23 protein-coding genes are annotated in these 24,441 nt (G+C 69.5%); 5 read left to right on the top strand and 18 right to left on the bottom strand.

The annotated features are described in order from the left end of the window. Window positions 1-13 precede the first annotated feature (13 nt). Complete coding sequence (locus EV643_RS07080; protein ID WP_133799139.1) at window positions 14-1,426, bottom strand: cytochrome ubiquinol oxidase subunit I; 1,413 nt, start codon at window positions 1,424-1,426, stop codon at window positions 14-16. 83 nt (window positions 1,427-1,509) lie between these two features. Here EV643_RS07080 and EV643_RS07075 point away from each other — a divergent pair, with 83 nt between their 5' ends. From EV643_RS07075 to EV643_RS07065, 3 genes are all read left to right on the top strand, one after another. After that, window positions 1,510-1,956, top strand: a complete 447-nt coding sequence (locus tag EV643_RS07075) for a BlaI/MecI/CopY family transcriptional regulator (protein WP_255512942.1) — start codon at window positions 1,510-1,512, stop codon at window positions 1,954-1,956. After that, complete coding sequence (locus tag EV643_RS07070) at window positions 1,953-2,858, top strand: M56 family metallopeptidase (RefSeq protein WP_133799138.1); 906 nt, start codon at window positions 1,953-1,955, stop codon at window positions 2,856-2,858. Before EV643_RS07075 ends, EV643_RS07070 begins: the two co-directional genes overlap by 4 nt. A gap of 167 nt (window positions 2,859-3,025) precedes the next feature. Next, the gene (locus EV643_RS07065) at window positions 3,026-4,654 is read left to right on the top strand and encodes an HNH endonuclease signature motif containing protein (protein WP_133799137.1); all 1,629 of its coding nucleotides are present in this window, start codon (window positions 3,026-3,028) and stop codon (window positions 4,652-4,654) included. On the opposite strand, the gene EV643_RS07060 is transcribed toward EV643_RS07065, so the two are convergent. The 5 genes from EV643_RS07060 to EV643_RS07040 all read right to left on the bottom strand — a co-directional run bounded on the left by EV643_RS07060 (window position 4,636) and on the right by EV643_RS07040 (window position 8,439). After that, window positions 4,636-5,055, bottom strand: a complete 420-nt coding sequence (locus EV643_RS07060; RefSeq protein ID WP_238165410.1) for a dihydrofolate reductase family protein — start codon at window positions 5,053-5,055, stop codon at window positions 4,636-4,638. The genes EV643_RS07065 and EV643_RS07060 overlap by 19 nt on opposite strands. Before the next feature lie 318 nt (window positions 5,056-5,373). After that, on the bottom strand, window positions 5,374-6,477 hold the full coding sequence (locus EV643_RS07055; RefSeq protein ID WP_133799136.1) for a threonine aldolase family protein: 1,104 nt from the start codon (window positions 6,475-6,477) through the stop codon (window positions 5,374-5,376). 31 nt (window positions 6,478-6,508) lie between these two features. After that, window positions 6,509-7,234, bottom strand: a complete 726-nt coding sequence (locus tag EV643_RS07050; protein ID WP_133799135.1) for an anti-sigma factor family protein — start codon at window positions 7,232-7,234, stop codon at window positions 6,509-6,511. Then, window positions 7,231-7,776, bottom strand: coding sequence for a sigma-70 family RNA polymerase sigma factor (locus EV643_RS07045; RefSeq protein WP_255512941.1), 546 nt, complete (start codon window positions 7,774-7,776; stop codon window positions 7,231-7,233). Before EV643_RS07045 ends, EV643_RS07050 begins: the two co-directional genes overlap by 4 nt. Before the next feature lie 141 nt (window positions 7,777-7,917). Next, entirely contained in the window at window positions 7,918-8,439 is a 522-nt protein-coding gene (locus EV643_RS07040; RefSeq protein ID WP_133799133.1) for a hypothetical protein, read from the bottom strand. Between the two features lie 94 nt (window positions 8,440-8,533). Here EV643_RS07040 and EV643_RS07035 point away from each other — a divergent pair, with 94 nt between their 5' ends. Continuing rightward, complete coding sequence (locus EV643_RS07035; RefSeq protein ID WP_133799132.1) at window positions 8,534-8,857, top strand: nuclear transport factor 2 family protein; 324 nt, start codon at window positions 8,534-8,536, stop codon at window positions 8,855-8,857. Between the two features lie 79 nt (window positions 8,858-8,936). Here the strand turns inward: EV643_RS07035 and smc are convergent, their stop codons facing one another. From smc to EV643_RS06970, 12 genes are all read right to left on the bottom strand, one after another. After that, entirely contained in the window at window positions 8,937-12,497 is a 3,561-nt protein-coding gene (gene smc / locus EV643_RS07030) for a chromosome segregation protein SMC (RefSeq protein ID WP_166665345.1), read from the bottom strand. A 298-nt stretch (window positions 12,498-12,795) separates the two neighbouring features. After that, window positions 12,796-12,951 (bottom strand): hypothetical protein, encoded by a 156-nt coding sequence (locus EV643_RS07025; protein ID WP_238165409.1) that lies wholly within the window; start codon window positions 12,949-12,951, stop codon window positions 12,796-12,798. Between the two features lie 181 nt (window positions 12,952-13,132). Beyond that, window positions 13,133-13,987, bottom strand: coding sequence for a bifunctional DNA-formamidopyrimidine glycosylase/DNA-(apurinic or apyrimidinic site) lyase (gene mutM / locus EV643_RS07020; protein WP_133799129.1), 855 nt, complete (start codon window positions 13,985-13,987; stop codon window positions 13,133-13,135). A gap of 7 nt (window positions 13,988-13,994) precedes the next feature. Further along, window positions 13,995-14,735, bottom strand: a complete 741-nt coding sequence (gene rnc, locus EV643_RS07015; RefSeq protein ID WP_238165408.1) for a ribonuclease III — start codon at window positions 14,733-14,735, stop codon at window positions 13,995-13,997. A gap of 13 nt (window positions 14,736-14,748) precedes the next feature. Beyond that, complete coding sequence (gene rpmF, locus EV643_RS07010) at window positions 14,749-14,940, bottom strand: 50S ribosomal protein L32 (protein ID WP_133799128.1); 192 nt, start codon at window positions 14,938-14,940, stop codon at window positions 14,749-14,751. A gap of 65 nt (window positions 14,941-15,005) precedes the next feature. After that, window positions 15,006-15,527, bottom strand: a complete 522-nt coding sequence (locus EV643_RS07005) for a YceD family protein (protein ID WP_238165407.1) — start codon at window positions 15,525-15,527, stop codon at window positions 15,006-15,008. Between the two features lie 129 nt (window positions 15,528-15,656). Beyond that, window positions 15,657-16,127, bottom strand: coding sequence for a pantetheine-phosphate adenylyltransferase (coaD, locus tag EV643_RS07000; protein WP_133799126.1), 471 nt, complete (start codon window positions 16,125-16,127; stop codon window positions 15,657-15,659). After that, window positions 16,120-16,683 carry a 16S rRNA (guanine(966)-N(2))-methyltransferase RsmD gene (rsmD, locus tag EV643_RS06995; RefSeq protein ID WP_133799125.1) on the bottom strand — a complete coding sequence of 188 codons (564 nt, stop codon included), beginning with the start codon at window positions 16,681-16,683 and terminating at the stop codon, window positions 16,120-16,122. Before rsmD ends, coaD begins: the two co-directional genes overlap by 8 nt. After that, complete coding sequence (gene recG / locus EV643_RS06990) at window positions 16,680-18,929, bottom strand: ATP-dependent DNA helicase RecG (RefSeq protein WP_133799124.1); 2,250 nt, start codon at window positions 18,927-18,929, stop codon at window positions 16,680-16,682. The genes rsmD and recG overlap by 4 nt, the downstream gene beginning before the upstream one ends. Then, complete coding sequence (locus EV643_RS06985) at window positions 18,926-20,689, bottom strand: DAK2 domain-containing protein (RefSeq protein WP_238165406.1); 1,764 nt, start codon at window positions 20,687-20,689, stop codon at window positions 18,926-18,928. The genes recG and EV643_RS06985 overlap by 4 nt, the downstream gene beginning before the upstream one ends. Before the next feature lie 9 nt (window positions 20,690-20,698). Beyond that, window positions 20,699-21,895, bottom strand: a complete 1,197-nt coding sequence (locus EV643_RS06980) for an MFS transporter (RefSeq protein ID WP_202869416.1) — start codon at window positions 21,893-21,895, stop codon at window positions 20,699-20,701. A gap of 286 nt (window positions 21,896-22,181) precedes the next feature. Further along, window positions 22,182-22,790 (bottom strand): Chromate resistance protein ChrB, encoded by a 609-nt coding sequence (locus EV643_RS06970; RefSeq protein ID WP_133799123.1) that lies wholly within the window; start codon window positions 22,788-22,790, stop codon window positions 22,182-22,184. A 214-nt stretch (window positions 22,791-23,004) separates the two neighbouring features. On the opposite strand from EV643_RS06970, the gene EV643_RS45415 reads away from it, so the two are divergent. Beyond that, a complete protein-coding gene (locus tag EV643_RS45415; RefSeq protein ID WP_238165405.1) occupies window positions 23,005-24,228 on the top strand; it encodes an SAM-dependent methyltransferase in 1,224 nt (407 codons plus the stop codon). Window positions 24,229-24,441 lie beyond the last annotated feature (213 nt).

The following is a 24,441-nucleotide window of genomic DNA, read 5'->3' as shown; positions in this document are numbered from 1 at the left end:
CTCAGTCCGCGAATCAGTAGGCGAACGACAACGGTTTGCCGGACCCGTCATCGGACCCGTCGGGATCGGCCGGCACGACATCCGCCGGCGGCAGCCCGGCCCGGATCGACTTGGTCATCAACTTCACCTCGACCACCGCCAGCGCGCCGTACAGGACGGTGAACCCGATCAGCGACGTCAGTACTTCGGCTGTGGTGGTCCCCGGCGACACACCCGCCGACGTCGGCAGCAGGCCGAACACCAGCCACGGCTGCCGCCCGGTCTCGGTGAAGATCCAGCCGAACGTGTTCGCCGCCAGCGGCAGCAACGGCAGCGGCGCCACCAGCCAGACCATCCACCGGCTCGGCGACCGCCCGCGTCTCGTTGCCCACAGCAACCAGGCTGCGACGGCGGCGGCCGACATCCCGACCCCGATCATCAACCGGAAGGTCCAGTAGGTGAGCGGGATGTTCGGCTTGTACGACCCCGGTCCGTACAGCTCCTCGTAAGCCTGCTGCAGCGAGTTGATCCCCTGCACCTCGGCGTCGAAGTGCCCGGTCGCGAGGAACGAGAGCAGGTACGGCACCTTGACCGAGAAGATCTCCTTCGACCCGTCCAGCGTGCCGATCGTGAAGACCGAGAACGACGCGGGTTTCTCCGACTCGTACAGCGCTTCGGCCGCGGCCATCTTCATCGGCTGCACCTCTGTCATCACCTTGCCCTGCTGGTCACCGCTCAACGCGACGCCCGCGCCGGCGACGATCACGATGACCGCACCCATGCGGAGCGCAGTACGGAATGCTTCTGTATCGGTGCCAGCACGGCGGATCAGGTGCCAGAGGGCGACCGCGGCGACGAACGCGCCGCCGACCATGAACGCGGCGAAAATCGTGTGTGGGTAGGTGACCAGCACGACCTTGTTGGTCAGCACCGCCCAGATGTCGGTCAGCTCGGCCCGGCCGCGGTCGGCGTTGTAGCGGAAGCCGACCGGGTTCTGCATCCACGAGTTGGCCGCGAGAATGAAGTACGCCGACAGTTGCGTGCCCAGCACCACCATCCAGATGCAGGCCAGGTGCACGCGGCGGGGCAGCCGGTCCCAGCCGAAGATCCACAGCCCGATGAAGGTGGACTCCAGGAAGAACGCGAGCAGCCCCTCCAGTGCGAGCGGGGCGCCGAACACGTCGCCGACGAAGCGCGAGTAGTCGCTCCAGTTCATCCCGAACTGGAACTCCTGCACGAGGCCGGTGACGACGCCCATCGCGATGTTGATCAGGAAGAGCTTCCCGTAGAACTTGGTCAGCCGCAGGTACTTGTCCTTCCCGGTCCGGTACCACGCGGTCTGCAGGCCGGCTGTGATCGCGACCAGCGAGATCGTCACCGGGACGAAGAAGAAGTGGTACACGGTGGTGATCGCGAACTGCCAGCGGGCCAGGTCCAGGGTGTCCACGCGTCAGCCCTCCGGAGCTGTCTACGACGTTACGTAGTAGATGCTAGCGGAGATCTACTACAAGGTGTAGTTATACTGGTCACGTGACCAGTGATCCGAAGGCCCCGCGACCGCTCGGCGACCTCGAGCGACTGGTCATGGACCAGCTGTGGGCGGTCGACGGCGCGCTGACCGTGCGCGAGGTGCACGAGCGGCTGTCCGGGACCCGTGAGCTCGCGTACACAACGGTGATGACCGTGCTGGACCGGCTGGCCAAGAAGCGGCTGACCGAGCGCGAGCGGGACGGCAAGGCCTGGCGCTACAAGGCGGCCGCACCGCGCGAGGAGCTGGCCGTGGACCTGATGCGGGACGCCCTGGACCGGGCCGGCGACCGGCGCGAGGCACTGGTTCGCTTCGTCGGCCAGGTCTCCGACGAGGAGGCCGCTCTCCTCCGCGAGGCGCTCAGCCGGTTGGAGGCCACGGAGCTGGGCGGCGTCGACGCGGACGGCGTCGCGCCGGCTGCCAGGAAGTTGGAGGAGCGGGAGGGGTGATCGCCCCGGTCTTGCTCGCCGCGCTGGCCCTGGTGCTGACGGGACCGGCACCGGCCCTCCTGGCGCGGTCTACCTGGCCCTACCGGATCCCCCGAGCGGCTGTCGCCCTGTGGCAGGCGATCGCGCTGGCCGCCGTACTCGCTGCGCTTGGGGCGGGCATCGCCTTGTCGTACTCGACCGCGGGCCAGCCCGGCGAACCACAGTTCGACCCGTCCTCGGCACGCGACCTCGCTGCAGCTGCAGTACTTGCGCTGACCGCGCTGGTCGGCATCAAGCTGCTGTGGGCAGCGGGCCGAGTCGCGGTCGGTACCAGAGCACGGCGAAAACGCCACCGCGACCTGGTCGACGTACTGGCCACACCGGACGGACTGATCCCCGGCCTGCGCGTACTGGCCGAACAAACACCACTCGCCTACTGCCTACCCGCTCTCCGCGGCGCGCGAGTGGTCGTGTCCGTCGGCGCGCTGGACAGGTTGGACGACAGCGAACTGCGCGCCGTCCTCGCCCACGAGCAGGCACACCTCAGGGCTCGGCACGACCTAGTGCTGGAAGCGTTCACCGCCCTGCACACCGCCTTCCCCCGCTGGGTTCGCAGCGAGGTAGCTCTGGAGCAGGCACGCACTCTGGTCGAGCTACTGGCCGACGACGACGCCCGCAGACGCAACGGCCCACTCCCACTAGCCCGCGCCCTCGTAGCACTCGCCGGCTCCCCCGCACCGGAGGCAGGCCTCGCCGCAGCGAAGTCGTCAACAGTCCTCAGAGTGCAGCGACTAGCCGACCCAGAGCCCCGCTACCCAGTCCTCTCAGCCACCACGTACGCCGCTGCGGCGGCCCTACTCGTCCTGCCCACCGTCACCGTCGCCGCCCCGATCCTCAAAGCACTCGCAAACGCCCTCAGCTAACGGGACTCCAACTCCTACACGGGTTGGCCTACAACAAATTGCCGAAGTTGTGGACAGCCTGTGCGTTCCTGTGGACAACTTGGCCGGAACCGGACAATCCTGAGATCCCTTGTAGATAAGGGCTTCTGGATCGAAAACTGTCGGTGGTCTCGTCTAGGGTTCTAGTCATGGAACGGTTGGAGCAACGGCCCGTGTGGTCGATGAGCGGCAGCGACATGCTGGCCGCCCTCGACCGAATCCAGGCCGACCTCAACCGGATCAACACCCACCGCCTCGAACTCCTCGCCGCCCTCGACGCCAACGGCCACGCCACCGAAATCGGCGCCCGCAACACCGTCCAACTCATCGCCATCCGCCACCGCCTCGACCCCACCATCGTCCGCAACGACCTCAAACTCGCCAAAGCACTGCCCAGATACGAGGCCGTCAACACCGCCCTCCACACCGAACCCACCACCGACGCAGGGCCCGACACGGGCACGGGCGCGGACGCTGGCGCGAGCGCGAGCGCCGACGGCGACGTGGGCGCCGAGGGTGGTGCGGAGCCTGGCCCGCTGGTGCTGCATCCGGGCCAGGCCGAGGCGATCATCGACGCCCTCGAGCGGGTCCCGGCCGCGGCGAACGTGCCGGTGGAGAACCTGCGGGTCGCCGAGGAACAGATGGTGCGAGCCGCGCAGGTGCTGCCACCCGGCGAACTGCGCAAGATGGGCAAACGCGTCCGCGACACCCTCGACACCGACGGCCCCGAACCCGCCGAGAAACGCGCCCACGCCAAGGAAACCCTCTGGCTGAAACGCCGCGACGACGGCATCCAGTTCGGCGGCTTCCTCGCCGCCGACAACGCCGAACTCCTCCAGACCGTCATCTTCGCCGGCGCCAAACCCCACAAGACCCCCGACGGGCAACCCGATCCCCGCCCCCGCGGCAAACGCCACGCCGACGGCCTCGTCACCGCCCTCACCGTCGCCGCCGGCACCGGGACGGCCGCGCCCGGACACGGCGGCATCAAACCCCACATCACCGTCACCATCAACCTGGCCGACCTGCTCGCCGGCACCGGCACCGGCGACCTCGCCCACGGCGGCACCCTGTCCGCCGCCGCGATCCGCCGCCTCGCCTGCGACGCCGGCATCATCCCCCTCGTCCTCGGCGCCAACTCCGAACCCCTCGATGTCGGCACCGAAGAACGCTTCGTCAACCGCGCCATGCGCCGCGCCCTGAACACCCGCGACAAGGGCTGCATCGTCTGCGGCGCCCCGCCGGCGATGTGCGAGGCCCACCACCTCGTGCACTGGGCCAACGGAGGCCCGACCCGCGTCGAGAACTTGGTGCTGCTGTGCAAGGCCCATCACATCGACGTACACCACGGCCACTGGACCATCACCATGGTCAACAGCCAACCGAGGCTGTCCCGCCCCGGCTGGGCCAACCCCATCTCGGCCCCACCACCGGACCACTCGACCGCCGACCCACCGGACCCGTGGACTACCAGACCACCCGCCACGCCACCGGACCCGTGGACCACAAGCCCACCCACCACACCAGCGGCACCCGGATGGCCAACGACCCCTGTCACCGAACCCGCGACCGCAGCCCCGCGCCAGGACCCCTGGGGTGACGAGGCCGGACGCCAAGATCCGTGGGGTGACGACGCCGCACGCCAAGATCCGTGGGAGGACGACCCACTGCCGACTTCACAGCCTGGCGCTGTGGGTGATCCACCCGGCCATGTCACCCACCCGCTCGCCGATGTAGCTCATCCACTCGGCGTGATCACTCACCCACCGGTGCGCTGATAGCGGAGCAGTACGCCGCCGCTCGCCCAGGGCTTGGCCTCGACCAGCTCGAGTGGTACGGAGTCGGCGCCGGTGGGGAACACGCTCTTTCCCGCACCCAGTACCAGCGGGCATACCCGCAGCTGGACCTCGTCGACCAGGCCCTCGGTGAAGAGCGTGTGGAACAGGGAGATGCTGCCCCACAGGATGATGTCCTTGCCGTCCTCGGCCTTGAGCTCCCGCACCGCCGCAACCGCATCACGGACGACCACGCCCGGCTCCCAGTCACCCCACGGCGCGGCGTCCAGGGTCGTCGAAGCGACCACCTTGCGCAGCGCGTTCAGCCGAGGCGCGATCACCTCGTTGGTTGCCGTCGGCCAGTAGTCGACGAACAGCCGGTACGTCCGGGCGCCGAGCAGCATCGTGTCGAGCCGATCGAGCAGCTCGAGATTGTCCTCGTCCGCCTGCTCCGCGACCGTGTCGAGAAGTCGAGCTCGTCGTTCGGCCCGGCCGCGTATCCGTCCAGCGTCACGTATTCCTGGAAGATGAGCCGTCTCATCCCAGCAGGTTAGTACCCCAGCTCAGTGGCCGATGTGTTTCCCCTCGCCCCGTGCGACGGCCAGCAGCACCAGCCCCGACAGAACCAACAGAATGACCATGGTGATGACAAAAGTCAGCACAGTGTTACTTCGCTCCCCGCCTGTTTCCCCGGCACTACCCTCACTCGTAGTGCTACGAACTCAGTCTTCCAGAAGTTCCGCGAAACCCTTCGCCACCTCGTCGACCGGCCACGCCAACGTGTCCGGAGTCACCACCAGCTCGACCCACGACCAGCCGGGTACGTCGGCCGCCTGCCACGTGTAGCTCATCGCCTCCCGGGTCACCTCCATCCGCCGGATCGCGGCCAGCTCGATCCGATCGGCCGGCACCGGCGCGTAGACGCGGAACGAGTTGGTATGCGGCGGCTCCGGGAACACCCGGAATCCGTTCGCCTGCAGTGCGGCCGACAGCTCGACCGCACGCTGGTGGAGCTCCCCCATCAACGGCAGCACCTTGCGCAACCCCTCGCGCGCCGACACGGCGTACGGGAAGAGGGTATAGACGTTGCTGCCCAGCCGTCGTTGCCAGCGGCGTACTTCGGCGACGACATCCGCAGGCCCGGCAACCGCGGCACCACTCAGCCCGCCAAGCCCTTTGTAGAAGGACACGTACACGGTCGACGCCAGCGCGGCCACCTCGGCCAGGCTGTGTTCCAGGTACGGCGTGCTCTCCCACAACCGCGCACCGTCCAAGTGCAGCGGTACGCCGCGATCCGCGCAGGCGCCGGCGAACACGACCAGCTCGTCCCACGTCGGCAGAACGAATCCGCCATCGCGCAGCGGCAACTCAAGCGTTACCGCGGCCAGCTTCCCCGGAATGGCCGCCAGCTCGTCCGGCCGGGGCTGACGCGGGTCGGACGTCAACCGCTCGATCCGTAGGTGGTGCACTTCCTCCAGCGCGTTCAACTCGTGCTGCAGGAAATGCGACAGGCCGTGCACCGCGACCCGCTGCGTCCCGGCCCGGTCGGCGTACACCCGCAACACACTCTGCTGAGCGGCGACCCCCGTCGGCATGAACACCGCAGCGGGCTTGCCGAGCAGCTCCGCGACCTCCTGCTCGAGCAGGGCGACCTCACCACCGTTGCCGTACCCGTCCCGCTCGTCCTCGGTCGCCACGTCGGCCAGCTGCCGCAGGGTTTCGGCCACGGGGAGCCTGCGTCCGGTCAGCCAGCGGGTGCACTCGGCAGCGGCCGCCTTACGTCGAGCCCGGAGATCATCGGAGGTAGCGGTAGTCGAGTAAGCCACCCTTCCATCCTCTCCCAGGGCGGCAACTCGTTTACACCTGGGCCGTGACTACATGTTCTCCCTGAACGGTCCGGACCTCCACCGACTTCACCTTGTCCAGTGGCACCAGCACTCCACCGCTGAACTTGCTGCCTTCCTTCGCGGCCTTCGGCGACACCACCCAGCTGCCCGCCACCCACGTCTTGCCCGACGTGTCGGTGATGAGCATCTCGCACTCCGCGCCGGCCTTCAGCCCGGTGAGGTTGACGTCGATCCAGCTCCAGCCGGCCCGTGGTTCCACCGTGGTCGCCATCGTCGTACCGGTAGTCGGGTCCGTCGTGGTCACCTGCTTCGACCCGGCCACCGGCGGCTCCGCGACCACCTGGTCGACCGACTGCCGCCCGATCGCCACACCGCCTGCCAGCGCACCCGCGACAATCACGACCGCAGCGGCCACCGCCAACCACCGCGACCGCTTAGGCGCCGCCGCATGCCGCGCGGGAGCTTCCACACTGGGCGGAGGCTCGACCGCAACAGCGGCCTCGGCCCGTACCTCGCGCAACGTGCGCTGCAGCAACAGATCGCCGTCCGGCGGCGGACCGTCCAGGAACGCCTCCGGCGGGACCTCACCGAGGAACTCCTTCATCTCCTCCAGCTCGGAAACCTCTGTCCGGCACTCGGCGCACCCGGCCAGGTGCTCCTCCACAGTGCGGATCTCGTCCGGCTCCAGCCCACCGAGAACGTAGGCGCCGAGCTGCGAGTGGTCGTGTTCACTCATCGGGCCACCTCCGCTCCTGGTTTGCTTCCTGGTCCACCCAACACGGTTCTCAACGCACGCAGGGCGTAGTAAGACCTCGACTTCACGGTACCGGGCGGCACACCCAGCTCCTGTGCGGCCTCGGTCACCGACCGGCCCCGGTAGTACAGCTCCACCAGCACTTCGCGGTGCTCCGGTGACACCTGCTCCAGTGCGTCCATCACGACCATGGTGTTCACCACTGCCTCGGAGTGGTCGCTCTCCACCGGCGGGCGGTCCTCGATCTCGGCTACCTCCGCGGGCCGCACCGCACGCGCCCGGGCCCGGTCCGTGACCAGGTTGCGGGCCACGGTCAACAGCCAGCCCCGCACCGATCCCTTGCCCTCGACCAGCTTGTCGGCGTGCCGCCACGCCCGTACGAGGGTCTCCTGTACGACGTCCTCGGCCGCGGCGCGATCACCCGTCAGCCGGGTCGCATACGCGAGCAGGCTGCGGCCGTGTTCGGCGTACAGCGACCGGATCAACAGTTCGGCGCTGTCCGGACGGCGGTCCGTCTCCCCCACCGCTGTCCTCCCGGGGTCGGTTCTCGCGGTCGATCGTACGATAGGGGATCGCCTCCCGGGCGAGACCGCGGGGCCCCGAACCAGGTCGGGGCGAACCAGGTCGGGGCCGAGCAGGAGGTAACTGGTGGAGCTCATCGTTGATCAGTACGAGTAGCCGTCGCCCGACTTGGGCTTTGTGGTGATCTTCTTGCCGTCCGCGCCGACGACCCACCAGACCTCGCCGACGGCCTGACCCTTGGCGTCACCGGCCTTGGTGTCGCTGGCGAACTGGTACAGCGGCAGTCCGGCCAGCGTGACCTGCTTGGTCCCGTCCGTCCGGGTCACGGTGCCGACCAGCGCGGCGTCCACTCCGTCCAGCTGCGGCGTACCAGAACCGGCGAGCACCGGCGGCCACTTCGCCGCGCACTCGCCGTCGCAGTTGGACTTGGACGGGTTGGCGGTGTCCTTGTCGAACACGTACAGCGTGCGGCCAGTGCCGTCGACAACGACCTTGCCGAAGTCCGCAACGTCGGCCGTAGCCAGCTTCACCGCAGCGGCCGCGGGCTGGCTGGTCGTGGTGTTGGTGGTGGTTCCCGGCGATCCGGCCGGCGTGCTGTCGTCACCGCAGGCGACCACGGACAGGCCCAGTGCAACGGTGCCGACAAGGATGGCGATGCGCTTCATGGCTGAACTCCTCGGGTTGTTGACCACTCGTCACCACCCACACGGACATTCACGCCAACCGGTTCAGCCCCGGCGACAGGTTTAAGGTCACGATATGACCAACGACATCCCCGCCGCCGTACAGCGGACTCTGGACGCCATCGACCGGCTGGACAACGACGCCTTCGTGGCCGCCTTCGCGCAGGACGGGTACGTGGACGACTGGGGCCGGCAGTTCCGCGGGCCGGACCGAATCCGGTCCTGGAGCGACAACGAGCTGATCGGCAAGAACGTCACCTTCACGGACACGAAAGTGACCACCCCGGGCAACCCGATCACCCTGCTCACCCAGGTCGGCGGCGACGGCTTCAACGGCCCGTCCCACTTCACCTTCGACGTCCAGGCCGACCAGATCGCCTCCATGACAATCACCGCCTGAGGGGCTTGAACACCAACGCGGGACTGCGAACAGCAACGGGACCTGTCTACGCCCCCGGCAACCTGTTCACGGTCCCCGTTCACACCGGTTCGGGCTCGCGGATTCGTTGGGAGATGACGGCGGATACGCCGTCGCCGCGCATGGTTACGCCGTACAGGGCGTCGGCGACCTCCATGGTGCGCTTCTGGTGGGTGATCACCAGCAGCTGGCTGTTCTCGCGCAGCTCCTCGTAGAGCTCCAGCAGGCGGCCCAGGTTGGTGTCGTCCAGCGCGGCCTCGACCTCGTCGAGGATGTAGAACGGCGACGGGCGGGCCTTGAACAGGGCGACCAGGAACGCGACCGCGACCAGCGAGCGCTCGCCACCGGACAGCAGCGACAGCCGCTTGACCTTCTTGCCCGGCGGGCGCGCCTCGACGTCGATCCCGGTGCCGAGCATGTCGTCCGGATCGGTCAGCACCAGGCGTCCCTCACCACCGGGGAACAGCCGGCTGAAGACGTGCTCGAAGGCGACCTCGACATCGCGGTAGGCCTCGGTGAAGACCTGCTCGACCCGGTCGTCGACCTCCTTGACGATGTCCATCAGGTCGCGACGGGACTTCTTCAGGTCGTCAAGCTGCTCGGCCAGGAACCGGTGCCGCTCCTCCATCGCCTCGAACTCCTCGAGCGCGAGCGGGTTGATCTTGCCGAGCTGGTTGAGCGCGCGTTCGGCCTGCTTGAGCCGCTTCTCCACCTTGGTCCGGTTGAACGGCTCGCCCTCGAGCTCGAGGGTGTTCTCCTCGCCGTCCTTCGGCAGCGGCGGCACCAGCTGATCCGGCCCGTACTCCGTGATCAGCGCTTCCACCTCGGTGCCCAGCTCGCCGAGCGCCTTCTCGTAGAGCTGTTCGAGCCGCATCTTCTGCTCGGCCCGGGCCAGCTGGTCGCGGTGCACGGTGTTGGTCAGCTGCTCCAGCTCGGAGCTGAGGTTCCGGGTCGCCGACCGGGCCTGGGCCAGCGCCTTCTCCCGGTCGGCCCGCTGCGCCTGGATCGCGGAACGCTCCGTGGCCGCGAGCTGCAGCGAGTGCTCCAGCCGGGCCAGCACGTGTCCGGCGGCCAGGTGCACGGCCTGCGCCGCCTCGGCCTGCCGAGCACGTCGGGCCGCCCGCGCGACCGCACGGGCCCGCGCCTCGCGCTCCTGCCGCGCCGCGCGCTCCAGCGAGTCGGCCCGGCCGGCCAGCGCCCGCGCCCGCTCCTCGGTGGTCCGCAGCGCGAGCCGCGCTTCCATCTCCGTCGCACGGCCGGCCTTGGCCGCCTCGGCAAGACGGTCGCGCTCGGTCGAGTCCGGCTCGTCGCCCTCGTCATCGAACATCTCGGCCTCGGTCAGCCGGTGCTCGAGGTCGGCCAGGCCGGACAGGTTCCGGTCCCGCTCCTCGGCGGCCGCCGCGATCGCCTCGGCCATCCGCTGCGCCTCGCCGCGGGACGCCTTCGCCAGCGACCCGAACTGGGCCAGCTGCTCGGCCACCGCGGCCATCGCCGCGTCCGACTCGTGCAGCCGGGCCAGCGTGATCTCGACGTGCTCCTTCTGCCGCGCCCGCTCGTGCTCCAAGGCGGCCAGCTCGAACCGCAGCCGCTCACTCCGGGCAGTCGCCTCGATCAGCTTCTCGGCGGCCTCGTCGACCGCGGACTGCACCTCGATCAGACTCGGTGCCGCATCCGACCCGCCGTACGCGAAGTGCGCACCGAGTACGTCGCCGAGCCGAGTCGTCGCAGTGACATCGGGCAGGTGCCGGACCAGCGACCGTGCGGCCGGTACGTCGTCGACCACGGCCACCTTGCGGAGCAGCCGGCGCAACGCCGGGCGCAGGGTCTCCGGGCAGTCCACGACGTCGGTCGCGTACGTCGCGCCGTACGGCAACTGGGGCCATGACGAGTAGTCGTCGGCAGGGGCGTCGCCGAGCAGCATCCCGGCGCGGCCGAGATCGTGTTCCTTGAGGTGCCCGACCGCGTCCACGGCCGCCTCGGTGTGCGTCACGGCAACCGCGTCGGCGGCCTCACCGAGAGCGGCTGCGATGGCAGTCTCGTAACCCACCCGCACGCTCAGCAGAGCGGCGACCGAGCCCATCAGCCCGGTGACCTGCTCGGACGCGGCCAGCAGGGCGCCGGCGCCGTCCTTGCGGTTGAGGCCGATCTCCAGGGCCTCCTTGCGGGCGGCCAGACCGGTCCGCTCCCGCTCGGCGTCGCGCTCCTCGGCCCGCAGTTTGGCGAGCCGCTCGTCCTGCTCGTCGAGCACGCTCTGGGCGGCCTCGTACTCCTCGTCCAGGCCCTTCTCACCGGCGTCCAGCCCGGCGACCTGGGTCTCCAGCGCGGTGAAGTCGTGCTGCGCCTTCGCGGCCCGCGCCTCGGCCTCGCTCTTGTTGCTCTCCAGCCGGCCGATCTCGGACTCGGCGGCGGCCGCGCGGCTCTTCAGCGCGTTCACCTGGCCGGTCAGCCGGGCCAGCCCTTCGCGCCGGTCGGCGGCGGCCCGGATCAGCGAGGCGATCCGGCGCTCCTCCTCGGCGTGCTCGGCCTCAAGTTGCTGGCGTCGCTCGACGGCCTCGGCGAGCAGCTCGGAGTGCGCCTCGACCTCGGCCTCGATCTGCGCCTCGGTCTCCCGGACCCGGGCTGCCTCGAGCTCCAGCTCCTCCGGGTCGCGACCGGCCCGGGGCTCGTCGGCCTCGTCGTTGAGCGAGCGGATCCGGTCGGCTGCGATCCGGGCGGTGCCCTTGATCCGCTCACCGAAGCCGGACAGCTGGTACCACGTGTCCTGCGCGGCCTGCAGCGCCGGCGCGTCCTCGCGCAGCGCCTCCTCCAGGTCGGCCTCCAGTTCGCGGGCCTCCCGCAGCGCGGCCTCGATCTCGGCCCTCCGTTCGGTCAGCCGGGCCTCGTCCTTCAGCTCGGCCTCGAGCGCGGACTGGGCCTGCACGATGTCGTCGGCGAGCAGCCGGGACCGGCCGTCCCGGACCTCCGCCTGGATCGTCGCAGCCCGGCGCGCCACCTCCGCTTGGCGCCCGAGCGGTTTGAGCTGACGGCGGATCTCGTTGATCAGGTCGCCGAGCCGGTGCAGGTTTCCCTCGGTGGCCTCCAGCTTCCGCAGCGCCTTCTCCTTGCGCTTGCGGTGCTTCAGTACGCCGGCGGCCTCCTCGACGAAACCGCGGCGGCCCTCCGGGGTCGCGCGCAGGATCGAGTCGAGCTGGCCCTGGCCGACGATGACGTGCATCTCCCGGCCGATACCGGAGTCGCTGAGCAGTTCCTGGACGTCCAGCAGCCGGCAGTTCTGGCCGTTGATCTGGTAGTCCGAGCCGCCGTTGCGGAACATCGTCCGGGAGATCGTCACCTCGGAGTACTCGATCGGCAGCGCGCCGTCGGTGTTGTCGATGGTGAGCACCACCTCGGCGCGGCCCAGCGGGGCCCGGCCGGAGGTGCCGGCGAAGATGACGTCCTCCATCTTGCCGCCACGCAGTGACTTCGCGCCCTGCTCACCCATCACCCAGGCGAGGGCGTCGACGACGTTGGACTTGCCGGAGCCGTTCGGGCCGACGATGCAGGTGATGCCTGGCTCGAAGTTCATCGTCGTGGCCGACGCGAACGACTTGAAACCCCGGAGCGTCATGCTCTTCAGGTACAAAGCGTTGCTCTCCAACCCGTGAAAGGACAGACGATACCGAAGGAACCGTCGTAACCGCTGGTGTCGCTGCCGCTACCCGGGGGAAGTGTTCCGCCTGCAGTCTACCGACTGCCTGGGCTGATCCTGTGGAGGCCGACCGCGAAGGCGGTCAGGCGACATCCGGCGCCGAAATGCGGCGGGGGCATCAGGGTCGGGCAAAAAGGGCGGCGGAGGCCCGGACGGGGGCCGCCGCCGTGGGTGATGCGGACGGTGCTGGGTGTTGCTCTGAAAACCGCTGTTGCTGTGTGGCTCGGAAACCTCAGACCGAGGCGGGGGCGCTCAGCGCCTCGTCCACGGTTAGCAGCCGGCCGTCGTGAACGGCCGCGACCAGATGGTCGTTCTCTGCCTGCAGGCGCATCACATGCGCCTCCAGATCGGCGACACGCCGGTTGAGCAGACGAACCTGCTCGAGCATGCGCGGGTCAGTGCCTCCAAGGTGCCCTAGAAGAGCCTTGGCCATTGTGCTGTCCTCCGGAAGGGTTCTGGCAGGTAGCGCCCCTGGTCCGAGGAGCGCCTCAAAAAAGTGTGCCGTCTTTCAGGGTGGCACCGGCTGAGCCACGGGTCAACCTGAGCTACGCCAATTAACGATACCTCGCTCACCACCGGGCGTGTCGGGGGACGGGCTGACACTTCGGGCAGCGGAACGAGGAACGGTTCATGAACGACTCGCGACGGATCGGCCGGCCATCTCGCGGACACGGCGAATCCTCTTGCCCGTAGACCGCTAGCCCACGTTCGAAGTACCCGGATTCCCCGTTCACGTTGACGTACAGGGCGTCGAAGCTGGTCCCGCCGACGTCCAGCGCGGCGGCCATCACCTCGTGGGCGTGCCGGAGGATTTCCCTTATCTGCAAGGGTTTCATCGTCTCGGTGGCCCGGGCGTAGTGCAGTTTGGCGCGCCACAACGCTTCGTCAGCGTAGATATTGCCGATTCCGCTGACCAGCGACTGGTCCAGCAATGCACGCTTGAGACCGGTCTTGCGACGCCGTACGCCGGCCACGAACCGCTCCAGATCGAACAAGGGATCGAACGGGTCCCGGGCGATGTGCGCGATCTCCTCCGGCAGCGTCGCGCCACCCTCGGAGTACGACAGACCACCGAACATCCGCTGGTCCACAAAACGGACCTCTCCGCCGTCGTCGGCGAACCGGATCCGGACCCGCAGATGCCTCTCCTCGGGCGCACCGACCGGCTGCACCCGGAACTGTCCGCTCATCCCCAGATGCGTGAGCACCGCGTCGCCCGAGGTGAGCGGGAGCCACAGGTACTTCCCGCGCCGGGCCGGTTCCGCGAAGGTCTGGCCCTTCAGCCGCGCCGCGAAGTCGTCCGGCCCGGCCAGATGCCGCCGCAGCGGCCGTGGATGCAGCACCTCGACGGCGTCGATCGTCCGCCCGGTGGTGAATTCCGCGAGTCCGCGGCGGACGACCTCTACTTCGGGAAGCTCAGGCACCTCAGGACTACTGGGAGGGGTCTGTGCTGTCGGGATGGGCGGCGCGCAAAGCCTTCCAGGCGGTTTCGGCGGCCTGCTGCTCGGCTTCCTTCTTGCTCCGGCCGATGCCGTGCCCGTACGTGTCGGCGCCGATCCGGACCCGCGCCTCGAACGTCTTGGCGTGGTCCGGGCCGGACTCGGCGATCACGTACTCCGGGATGCCGACGCTCAACTGCGCGACCAGCTCCTGCAGCGACGTCTTCCAGTCCAGGCCGGCGCCGAGCCGTGCCGACGACGCCATCAGGTCGTCGAACAGCGTGTGCACCACCCGGCCGGCCACCTCGAAGCCCCGATCGAGGTAGACCGCCCCGATCAGCGCCTCGACGCAGTCGGCCAGGATGGACGACTTGTCCCGCCCACCGGTCGCCTCCTCGCCCCGGCCCAGCCGCAGGTACTTGCCGAGCTTGAGCTCGCGGGCGACCGACGCCAGGGCGCGCATGTTCACCACAGCGGCCCGCAGCTTCGCGAGCCGGCCCTCGGACAGGTCCGGGTGGTTCCGGAAGAGCGACTCGGTGACGATCACACCGAGCACCGAGTCACCGAGGAACTCCAGCCGCTCGTTGGTCGGCAGGCCACCGTTCTCGTACGCGTACGAGCGATGCGTGAAGGCGTGCTCCAGTAGTTCGTCAGCCAGCGATACGCCGAGCCGCTGGTTCAGCTCGGCGTAGAGTCCCCCGTTGGAGATCAACTCAGGGTTGACCGAATTCACTGGCTGGTGCCTCTTAGCTCTCGACGACCTGGCGACGCTCGCCCTTGGCGCCGTACTGGCCGCAGGTCGGGCAGACGGTGTGCTGAAGGTGCTTCGCGCGGCAGGCGGGGTTCACGCAGGTGACCAGCGACGGCGCGCTGGTCTTCCACTGGGCCCGGCGGTTGCGGGTGTTGCTGCGCGACATCTTCCGCTTCGGAACGGCCACGGTTATGACTCCTCGGTTCGGCCGGGGGTTGCGAGACCCGGCCGGCTGGCTGGCTTGATCAGTATCTAGTTGTCTTGCGGGCGTTCGTCGGTCTGGAGCAGACCGCTGAGCGCGGACCACCGCGGGTCGGCGCCGTCCTCGTGCTTGTGGCCGGGCTCGTCCGCCAGGCGCACCCCACAGTCGGGGCACAGTCCCGGACAGTCGTCCGTACACAAGGGCTGGAAGGGCAGCGCAAGCACCACCTGGTCCCTCAGCACCGGCTCGAGGTCGATCAGATCGCCCTCCATCCGGCTGGCCTCGTCAGGTTCGGCTTCGCTTTCCGGGTAGACGTACAGCTCCTGGACGTCAGCGAGGAACTCGTCCTCGATATCGACCAGGCACCGCGCGCACTCCCCGGTCAGCCGGCCTGCAGCCGTCCCGGTGACGAGTACCCCCTCGACAACCGACTCCAGCCGTAGATCGAACTGGATGGGGTCGCCTTCGGGGACGCCGATCACGTCGATCCCGAGATCGGCCGGTGCCGGTGCCGTGAAGGAGACTTCGCGCTGGGACCCTGCGCGGCGGGTCAACTCGTGCGTGTCGATCACGAGTGGGGACCGCGGGTCCAAGACGCTCAGAACATCCCTTTCAGGCGTGGGCAGGCAGAATCTCAGTCTCGTCGAGACCGGTTGACAAGACTACCAACTCAGCGCCGTTCGGCCCAATTCGGGGGCAGTCTAGAGTTTCGCGAGTAACCGCGAGTGAACGGCCGGGGGCAGGAAAGCGTCAACCGGACCGCCGAGTCTCGCAATCTCCTTGACCAGCGACGAGGAGACGTAGGCGTTGTCCGGCGCGGTCGGCAGGAAGACGGTGTCGACACCGGTCAGCTTGCGGTTCATCTGGGCCATCTGCAGCTCGTAGTCGTAGTCGCCGCCGGCCCGCAGACCCTTCACGATCACGGCCGCGTCGATCGAGCGGCAGTAGTCCACCAGCAGGCCGTCGAACGTGCCGACCGTGACGTTGCCGAACGGCTTGGCGATCTCGGTCAGCATCTCGATCCGTTCCTCGACACTGAACAGTCGCTGCTTCGATGCGTTCACCCCGGCCGCGACGACCACCTCGGTAAAGGCAACCGACGCCCGGGCGATCACATCCAGATGCCCGTTGGTGGGTGGGTCGAAAGTGCCCGGGAAGACCGCCTTACTCATGGCGGTGACCGTACCAAAGCCGGGCCTCGCCGTACTTGCGATCCCGTAGCGCGGCGAACCCGGACGGCCACTCCCACGGCTCCCGTTTGCCGCGCTCGACCACGATCACCGCGTCGTCCGCGAGCCAGCCGTGCTCGGCCAACGCGAGCAGAACCTCCTGCAGTTCAACGGTTTCCAGCTTGTACGGCGGGTCGGCGAACACCAGGTCGAACACCGCACCCGAATTGTCGCCCTGGGCAACCTTCTCGGCCGGCCGGGTGAGCAGCGTGGCTCCGGGCAGCCCCACCGATCGGATGTTCGCCGCGATCACCTCGGCCGCCCGCCGATCCGCCTCCACCAGCACGGTCCGCGTCGCACCCCGGGACAACGCCTCCAACCCGATCGCCCCGGATCCGGCGTACAGGTCCAGGACAGACAACCCGTGGAAGCTGCCGAACTCCGACTCCAGGGACGAGAACAACGCCTCCCGGACCCGGTCCGCGGTCGGCCTGGTCCCACTTCCGGGCGGTACGACGATCCGCCGGCCGCCCGCCGCTCCGCCGACGATCCGGGTCACGTCTTCTCCAGGTATTCGGTGCTCTCGGTCTCCAACGCGCTGCGGACGACGGAGCGGAGTACGGGATAGCCGGTCAGCTCCGAGTCCACCGAGACGATCGAGGTCGCCACGTGGCGGGCGGTGTAGATGATGTCCTCGTCGCGGAGCACGCTGAGCAGTTTGAGGCTGGACCGGCGGCCGGACTGGGCGACACCGAGCACGTCACCCTCGCGGCGGCTTTCCAGGTCGATCCGGGACAGCTCGAACCCGTCCGTCGTGCCGGCGACGGCGTCGAGGCGCTGGCGGGACTTCGAGACTGGCCAACTGTCGGTCACCAGTAGGCAGAGTCCGGGAACCTTGCCCCGGCCGACCCGGCCACGCAACTGATGCAACTGGGAGATGCCGAACCGGTCCGCGTCCATCACCACCATGGTCGACGCGTTCGGCACATCGACGCCGACCTCGATCACGGTGGTCGCGATCAGGACGTCGATCTCGCCCGCCGCGAACCGCGTCATCACCGAATCCTTGACGTCGGCCGGCAGCCGCCCATGCAGGACCTCCATCCGCAGCCCGGCCAGGATCTCGGCGAGCTTCTCCGCCATGAACACCACCGACAGCGGCGGCCGCAGCTCCTTCCGGCCGGGCTTGCCGCCGTTGTCCTCCTCCATCTGGGCGAACTCGGCCTCCTCGTCCGCCGCGTTCTTCACCTCGTCGCCGATCCGCGGGCAGACGACGTACACCTGGTGTCCCTTGGCCACCTCCTCGCGGATCCGCTGCCAGGCGCGCTCCAGCCAGGCCGGCTTCTCGGCGGCCGGGACCACCGACGAACTGATCGGCGACCGGCCGGCCGGCAACTCGGTCAGCGTCGACACCGCGAGGTCGCCGAACACCGTCATCGCGACCGTCCGCGGGATCGGCGTCGCCGTCATCACGAGCACGTGCGGGGTGTTGTCACCCGACTTCTGGCTCAGCGCGGCCCGCTGCTCGACGCCGAACCGGTGCTGCTCGTCGACGACCACCAGCCCCAGGTCCGCGAACTGCACCTTGTCCTCGAGCAACGCGTGCGTACCGACCATGATCCCCGCGGCTCCACTCGCGGCGTCCAGCATCGCCGTACGACGCGCCGCCGCGCCCAGTGATCCGGTCAGCAGACCCACCCGGGTCGCCCGGTCGGCGCCGCCCAGCATGCCTTGTTCGGCCAGGTCGCCGAGCATCTTCGTCAGCGTCTTGTGGTGCTGGGTGGCGAGCACCTCGGTCGGGGCGAGCAGCACCGCCTGGCCGCCGGCGTCGACCACCGACAGCATCGCGCGCAGTGCCACCACGGTCTTGCCGGAGCCGACCTCACCCTGCAGCAGCCGGTGCATCGGGTGCTCGCGGGCCAGATCGGCGAAGATCTCCTCGCAGACCTCGGTCTGCCCGGCGGTCAGCTCGAACGGCAGCCGGGTATCGAAGTCGTCCAGCAGACCACCCGAGGTCCGCTTGCGGGGCACCGCGTTCAGCGCGTCGGTGACGGCCCGGCGCTGGGCCAGGATCGTCTGCATCACCAGGGCTTCCTCGAACCGGAACCGCTTCTGCGCCGCCAGCCAGTCCTGCTCGGTCTCCGGCAGATGGATCCGGCGCAGCGCCTCGCCGAGGCCGAGCAACTTCTCCTTGCGCAGGATCAGCTCGGGGATCGGGTCGTCCAGCTCTTCGAGGTTGTCCAGCACGATCTTCAGGCTGCGCTCGATCGTCGCGGTCGGCAGCTTCGCGCTGGCCGGGTAGAGCGGCCGGAACGGCTTGGCCCGGCGCTCGATCTCGGCCTCGGTCAGGTCGTCCTCGTCGAGGATCTCGGTGCCCGGGGTCTTCAGCTGCAGGATGTCGCGGAACTTCGTCACCTCGCCCCAGAACAGCGCGGCCGTCCCGGGCAGCAGCTTGGTCGCCAGCCAGGGCTGGTTGAAGAACGCCAGCTCCAGGTCGTTGCGGCCGTCGGTGACGATCACCTTGGTCAGCGTCTTGCGCCGCCGGTACTTCTGCACGTCGTCGAGCTTGATCTCCATCTTCTTGTCGAGATCGCGCACGGTGACCTTCTTCACCCGCCCGCTGACGGTGGCCTGGTCGCCGACCTCGAGCTCGTCGAACGGGGTCAGCTCGCCCTTCTTCAGGTACCGCCGCGGGTAGTGCCGCAACAGCTCGCCGACGGTCTCGATGCCGAGCACCTCGGCGAACGTCTTGGCCGTCCGGGCGCCGAGGAAGTCGCGCAGCAACCGGTCGATGTCAGTCTTCATTCCACCCCGATCAGCAACGGGTACCTTTCCTGCCCACCGTCGTACACCATCACGTCGACATCTTTGCGAAGCCGGCGGACGTGCCGCACCACCCCGTCGACCAGCGCCGGGTCGGCGCCCTGGCCGGTCACGATCGTCATCAGCTCGCCGCCACCGCCGAGCAGCCGGTCGGTGACGCCGATCGCGGCCGCCGTCAGGTCGTCGGTGATCAACGCGAAGTCGCCGTCCACGACCCCCAACGCGTCGCCCACCCGGCAGGTTCCGGCCATCGTCCAGGCGTCCTTCACCGCGATCGTGACCGCGCCGTGCCGAGTCTGCCCTGCCGCCGCCGACACGTGTACGACGACGTCGTCGAAGCTCTGCTCGGGATCGTGCACGGCGATCGCGGCTAGCCCTTGAACCTGCGCCCTGGTGGGGATCACAGCCACCCGTACGCCGTCCTGCCGGGCCGCCGTGGCCGCTGCCTCGGCGACTGCGATCGAGTCCTTGTCGTTCGGCAGCAGCACGATCTCGAGGGCCTTGGACCGCTCGATCGCCTTCAGGATCTCGCCGGTCGAACATCGCCGCCCGGGGCCGCCGGGGATGACGATCGCGCCCGCCTCGCTGAACAGGCCGGCCAGTCCGTCGCCCGCCGCGACCGCGATCACGGCCCGGCTCGGCACGGGTTCGTGCGGGGCGAGATCGGCGAAATGCGTCACCCGGATCCGGTACGGGCGGCCGATCCCGATGCCCTCCTCGATCGCCTGCCCGACCTCGTCGGTGTGCACATGCACGTTCCACAGCCCGTCGCCACCGACCACGACGACCGAGTCGCCCAGCCCGTCCAGCTTCCGCCGGAACTCCCCGATCGCCTCATCGGCCGCATCCAGCAAATACATGACCTCGTACGCCGGCCCCTCAGGCCCCAGCTCGTACGCCGTACCGCCGGGGCTCCCCGCTTCCCCCGGACCCGCCGCGCCGCCGACGCCGGCTTCCCCCGGTCCCGCCGTACGTCCGGCCCCCGCCGCGTCTCCGGCGCTGCCCGCGTCCCCGGAACCGTCCGCTGTCGGCGTGCCTGCTTGAACGGCTTGACGGGGCGGCACTCCGGTCGACTCGCCGGGAGCCCGACCCGACAGCACCGACTCCATCGCGCCCAAGATCACCACCAGCCCGGCACCGCCCGCGTCGACCACTCCCGCCCGCCGCAGTACCTCCAGCTGATCCGTCGTACGCATCAACGCCTGCCGCGCACACGCGACCGCCGCCAGGCACACCTCGGCAAGGGTCTTCCCCTCATTCGCCGCCGCCAGTGCCGCATTCGCCGCCGCCCGGGCGACCGTCAGCATCGTGCCTTCCACCGGCTGCGCGACCGCGCCGTACGCGGCATCCGCGGCGTACACGAGCGCGTCAGCAAAGGCCACCGCCTCACTCATCCGCGGATCGGCCAGCACGGACTTCGGCTCGACCTCCTGGTACCGCGGCAGGTTCTCCGCCAACCGCAGGCCGCACGCACGAACCAGCTGGGACGTGATCACCCCCGAGTTCCCCCGCGCACCGAGCAATGCACCGCGTCCGAACGCCTGCACCGCCTCGGCGAACGTCAGCTCCCCCTCAGGCAAGGCGTCGCAGGCGGCCTCCCAGGTCAGGTAGAGGTTCGTCCCGGTGTCCCCGTCAGGCACCGGGTACACGTTCAGCTCGTCGATCTCGACCCGCGCGCGCCCCAGCTCCGCCAGCGCCGTACGAGCCCAGCTCCGCAGTACCTCGACCGTCAGCTCACCCACGCCCGAAGGCTAACCGCTCCGGTCCGGATTCGAGATGAGGAGGCGTCGGGAGGTCCTGATCAGCCCCACCGCCGGCCCGACCGCCAGAACGATCGCGAGGGCGGCGTACCCATACCCGAGGGTCGCCACAGTGGCGACCCCCGCGACCAGCAACGGCCCGCCGGCGTCACCGAGCTCGCGCCCCAGCTCTGCCGTCCCCATGGTCTGTCCGAGTCGCGCCTGCGGAGTCGAGGCCGCCAGCGCAGCGAAGCCCAGCGGCGTGATCAGGCCCGTGCCGACACCGATCAGTACTGCGGCAAGGAGTACCCCGACCAGTCCGGGGATTGTGGCTGCCGCTAGCCCCGCTGCGGAGAGCAGTAGACCTGTCGTGATCCCCGTGCGAATGGAGAGCCGCCCCGCGTCCAGAGCACGCCCGGCGCGAGGCTGTACCAGGGCGGCGGTCGCAGCGAGGACAGATACCGCCGCACCGGTGGCGACTGGTCCCAACCCGGCCGCAGCACCCGTCACCGGCAGGAAGCCAACCCCAACCGACAGCGCGGCCGTCGCCCCAGCCAGCGCAGCAGTCGGCCTGAGGAACGGCCCGTCAGTCACCCGCCGGACCAGGTCGAACACGGTCTGCCGAGTCCGCGGCAGCGGCGGCACAGCCGGTACGACGGCCAACGCCCACGCGGCGACCACCATCGCCAGCACCGCCATGACGGTGAACAGCAGCCGCAGCCCGCCCAACCAGACGATCGCCCCACCGAGCAACGGGCCGAGTGTGTACCCGATGCTCTTGTAGAACCCGTAACTCCCAAAGGCGCGCCCGTGTTTCGCGGCCGGGTTGAGCCGTGCCACCAGAGCCGACGCCGACGGCGAGAACGCCGACGCAGCAGCCCCCTGCCCAAGCCGAGCAGCCCACAACCACCCCGGACTGTCCGCGACCGCATACAACGCGGACGCCCCCGCAAACCCAACCAGCCCCCCGAGCAACACCGGCCTAGCCCCAATCCGGTCCGCAATCGCCCCGAACACCGGTTTCAGCACCACCTCGGCACCGTCGTACAGCGCTAGCAAGACGCCCAGGGTGAGCAGCGACCTCACGGCGTCCTCGGAGAAGCCGCCCAGGTTCGCCGCCACCGCGTGCGCCCCGAACGCGGTAGTGAATCCGGCCGCCCACAACGGCGCCATCCGCCACCTCGACGCCGGGCCCTCACCCACCGCCATCACCGCTCACCCACCGCCGTCACCGCTCCCCCGCCCCCATCTCGCCAGCCGCCCCCGCCGCCTTCCCGCCACCACCCGCGCCCGCCCCGCGCGCCCCACTCGCCTCGCCCTGCACACCGCCCGCCCGTACCCCCGCCGTCTCCGCCCCGCCGCGCGCACCACTCACCCGCACCCCCGCCGCCTCCGCCCCGCCGCGCGCACCTCTCACCCGCACCCCGCCGCCTCCGCCCTGCCGCGCGCACCTCTCACCCACACCCCGCCGCCTCCGCCCCGCCGCGCGCACCACTCACCCACACCCCGCCGCCTCCGCCCTTTCGGTAGCACCCACTTCCACCCCGCCCACGGGGGTTTCGTGGAGGTGTTGGAAGACTCTGTCGGCGTAGTCCTCGCAGATCTCCGCGCACTGCTTCAGGCGGGCTGTTGCGTCCGGGGCGAGGGGGCTGCCGAAGACGTCGCGGGCGGTCAGGTCGCGGTGCCACCGGCGCAGGCGCTCCAGGCTCTGTTCCTCCTCCTCGAGCTCGGCCAGGGTGAACTTCTCGATCTGGATCTCCTTCGCGATCTCGACCTCGAACTTCCCGCAGTCGGCCAGGAACTCGGTCCAGTCCGCCTCCCGCGCGGCATCGAACAACGCCGCGAACCGAGCCGAGTCAGCCTCACTCCGCCCCGCCGCCGCGAGGATCGTCGCCTCCCCTTCGGCCCGCTCGGCCAACTCCACCGCATGCTCGATCCCAGCAGCGAACACCGGCAGATCCGGCACCGCCCACACACCCTGCCCGAGCGAGAGCGCGCCCGCCTTCCGCAGTTCCCGCCAGACCGCGACCCGATGCCGCGACGGCTCGGTCGGGATCCGGATCACCAGTACCAACCAGCGCTGCCCAGCTCGATCAGCCGTCACATGCCCCAATGTATCCCGCGTTACTTTCGAGAGCTACCTGGGTCTCGCACCCCCCGGAGGGCGCGCGGGCGCGAGACGCGGAGGGGCGCGAGGGCGGAGGTGCGGAGGGCGGAGGGGCGCGAGGCGCGAGGCGCGCGGCGCGGAGGGGGCGAGGCGCGCGCCGGGGATTTCGCCTCCCGCCCTACCATGTGCTGTGCTTCCTTTGCTCTTCTCGGTGGCGACCGACAGCTACAACCTGGCGGTCCGGGAACTGCGGGAGGAGTTCGGCCGCGACCTAGGGATCGAGCGAGTCAGCGGCGACCTCGGCCGGATCGTGGCCGACGCTCCCCCGATCGTCGAACTCGCGAAGGCATGCGACGTCGGCCGGATCATGTTCGTCCGGCACCTGACCCAGGAGATCGCGACCTTCCCGCCGGACGACATCCCGCCCGCGCACGAACTGGCCGACCTTGTACTGGCCGAGCTCCCACGACACCCGAACGCGCTAGCGGTGCAGACGTGGACCGACGGCGCCGGGACCGGCGGATCCTTCTACCACCTGCTGGCCGACGCACTCGGCGAGCGCGGCGTCGAGGTCACCCGGTCAGGTCAAGACGTCGTCGTGTCCTGCTTCATCTCCCGCAAAACCGTCATCCTCGGCGTGAACCTGCTCGACTACAGCCTCTCCGACTGGCCCGGCGGCCGAATGCGCCTCGCCCGCTCGGACGACCGAGTCTCCCGCTCGGAGTTCAAGCTCGAGGAAGCAATCCAAACCTTCCACCTAGCCCTCACCCCGGGCGAACCCCACTCCCCCGCCGGACACCCCACTCCCGGCGACCCGCCCCCCGGTGGGGTCCCCTCGCCCGGCGGACATTCCTCACCCGGTGGGGTCCCCTCTCGCGGTGAGCTCCCGTCCGCCGGTTGGCGCCCCTCGCCTGGCGGACCGTCCTCACCCGGTGCGCTCCACTCACCCGGCGGGCGCCTCTCGCCCGGCGGACCCGGTGAACGCCCGTCAACCGGTGGGTTCCTCGCGCCCGGTGGAAAGGCACTGGACCTGGGCGCGAGTCCGGGCGGGTGGACCAGGATCCTGCGGGAGTACGGGCAGGAGGTCTGGTCGGTCGACCCCGGTGCCCTCGACGCGCGCCTCGCCGGCGACCGCGGGATCCACCACGTACCGACGACGGCCGGCCGGTTCTTCCACGACAACCGGGTGCGGTTCGACGTCGTGGTCAATGACATGCGGATGGATCAGGTGATGAGCGCCCGGGTGATGCTCGACGCCGTCCCCCACCTCCGCCGCGGCGCCCTCGCGATTGTCACCCTCAAAGGCGGCGGCCGCAATCCTCTCGACTCGGCCCGCCGCGGCATCGAACTGCTGGCCAAGGAGTACGCCGTACTCCACGCCCGCCAACTCCACCACAACCGCCGCGAACTAACCGTAATCGCCCACCTCCCCTAGCCGAGTCCCCCGCACGGCCATCCCCAGCCGGGTCCCCCACACCCCGGCGAACCGCCGACCACCCCAGGCGAATCTCGGAGGCTAACCTCCGAGGTGAATGGTTGCCCCTCGGCATTTCGGTGGGCTAACCATTCAGCGGAGAGGTTAGCCTCCGAGATTCGCCGGGGGCGGGGTCCGGTGGCGGTGGCGGGTCCGGTGGCGGGGCAGGGTGTG

The sequence above is a fragment of the Kribbella caucasensis genome (genome assembly GCF_004361855.1).
Classification (GTDB): Bacteria; Actinomycetota; Actinomycetes; order Propionibacteriales; family Kribbellaceae; genus Kribbella; species Kribbella caucasensis.
Note: the sequence above shows the minus strand (reverse complement) of the source record. Positions and strands in the feature narration are given on the sequence as shown.

Excerpts from the sequence above, each read along its gene's own strand:
- EV643_RS07050 (WP_133799135.1), bottom strand. The coding sequence starts at position 7,234 with ATGAGTGAACACGACCACTCGCAGCTCGGCGCCTACGTTCTCGGTGGG.
- coaD (WP_133799126.1), bottom strand. The coding sequence starts at position 16,127 with ATGAGTAAGGCGGTCTTCCCGGGCACTTTCGACCCACCCACCAACGGG.
- EV643_RS07060 (WP_238165410.1), bottom strand. The coding sequence starts at position 5,055 with ATGCTGCTCGGCGCCCGGACGTACCGGCTGTTCGTCGACTACTGGCCG.
- EV643_RS06980 (WP_202869416.1), bottom strand. The coding sequence starts at position 21,895 with ATGGCGGTGGGTGAGGGCCCGGCGTCGAGGTGGCGGATGGCGCCGTTG.
- EV643_RS07065 (WP_133799137.1), top strand. The coding sequence starts at position 3,026 with ATGGAACGGTTGGAGCAACGGCCCGTGTGGTCGATGAGCGGCAGCGAC.
- EV643_RS07025 (WP_238165409.1), bottom strand. The coding sequence starts at position 12,951 with ATGCTCGAGCAGGTTCGTCTGCTCAACCGGCGTGTCGCCGATCTGGAG.
- EV643_RS07040 (WP_133799133.1), bottom strand. The coding sequence starts at position 8,439 with ATGAAGCGCATCGCCATCCTTGTCGGCACCGTTGCACTGGGCCTGTCC.
- EV643_RS07035 (WP_133799132.1), top strand. The coding sequence starts at position 8,534 with ATGACCAACGACATCCCCGCCGCCGTACAGCGGACTCTGGACGCCATC.
- recG (WP_133799124.1), bottom strand. The coding sequence starts at position 18,929 with ATGAAGACTGACATCGACCGGTTGCTGCGCGACTTCCTCGGCGCCCGG.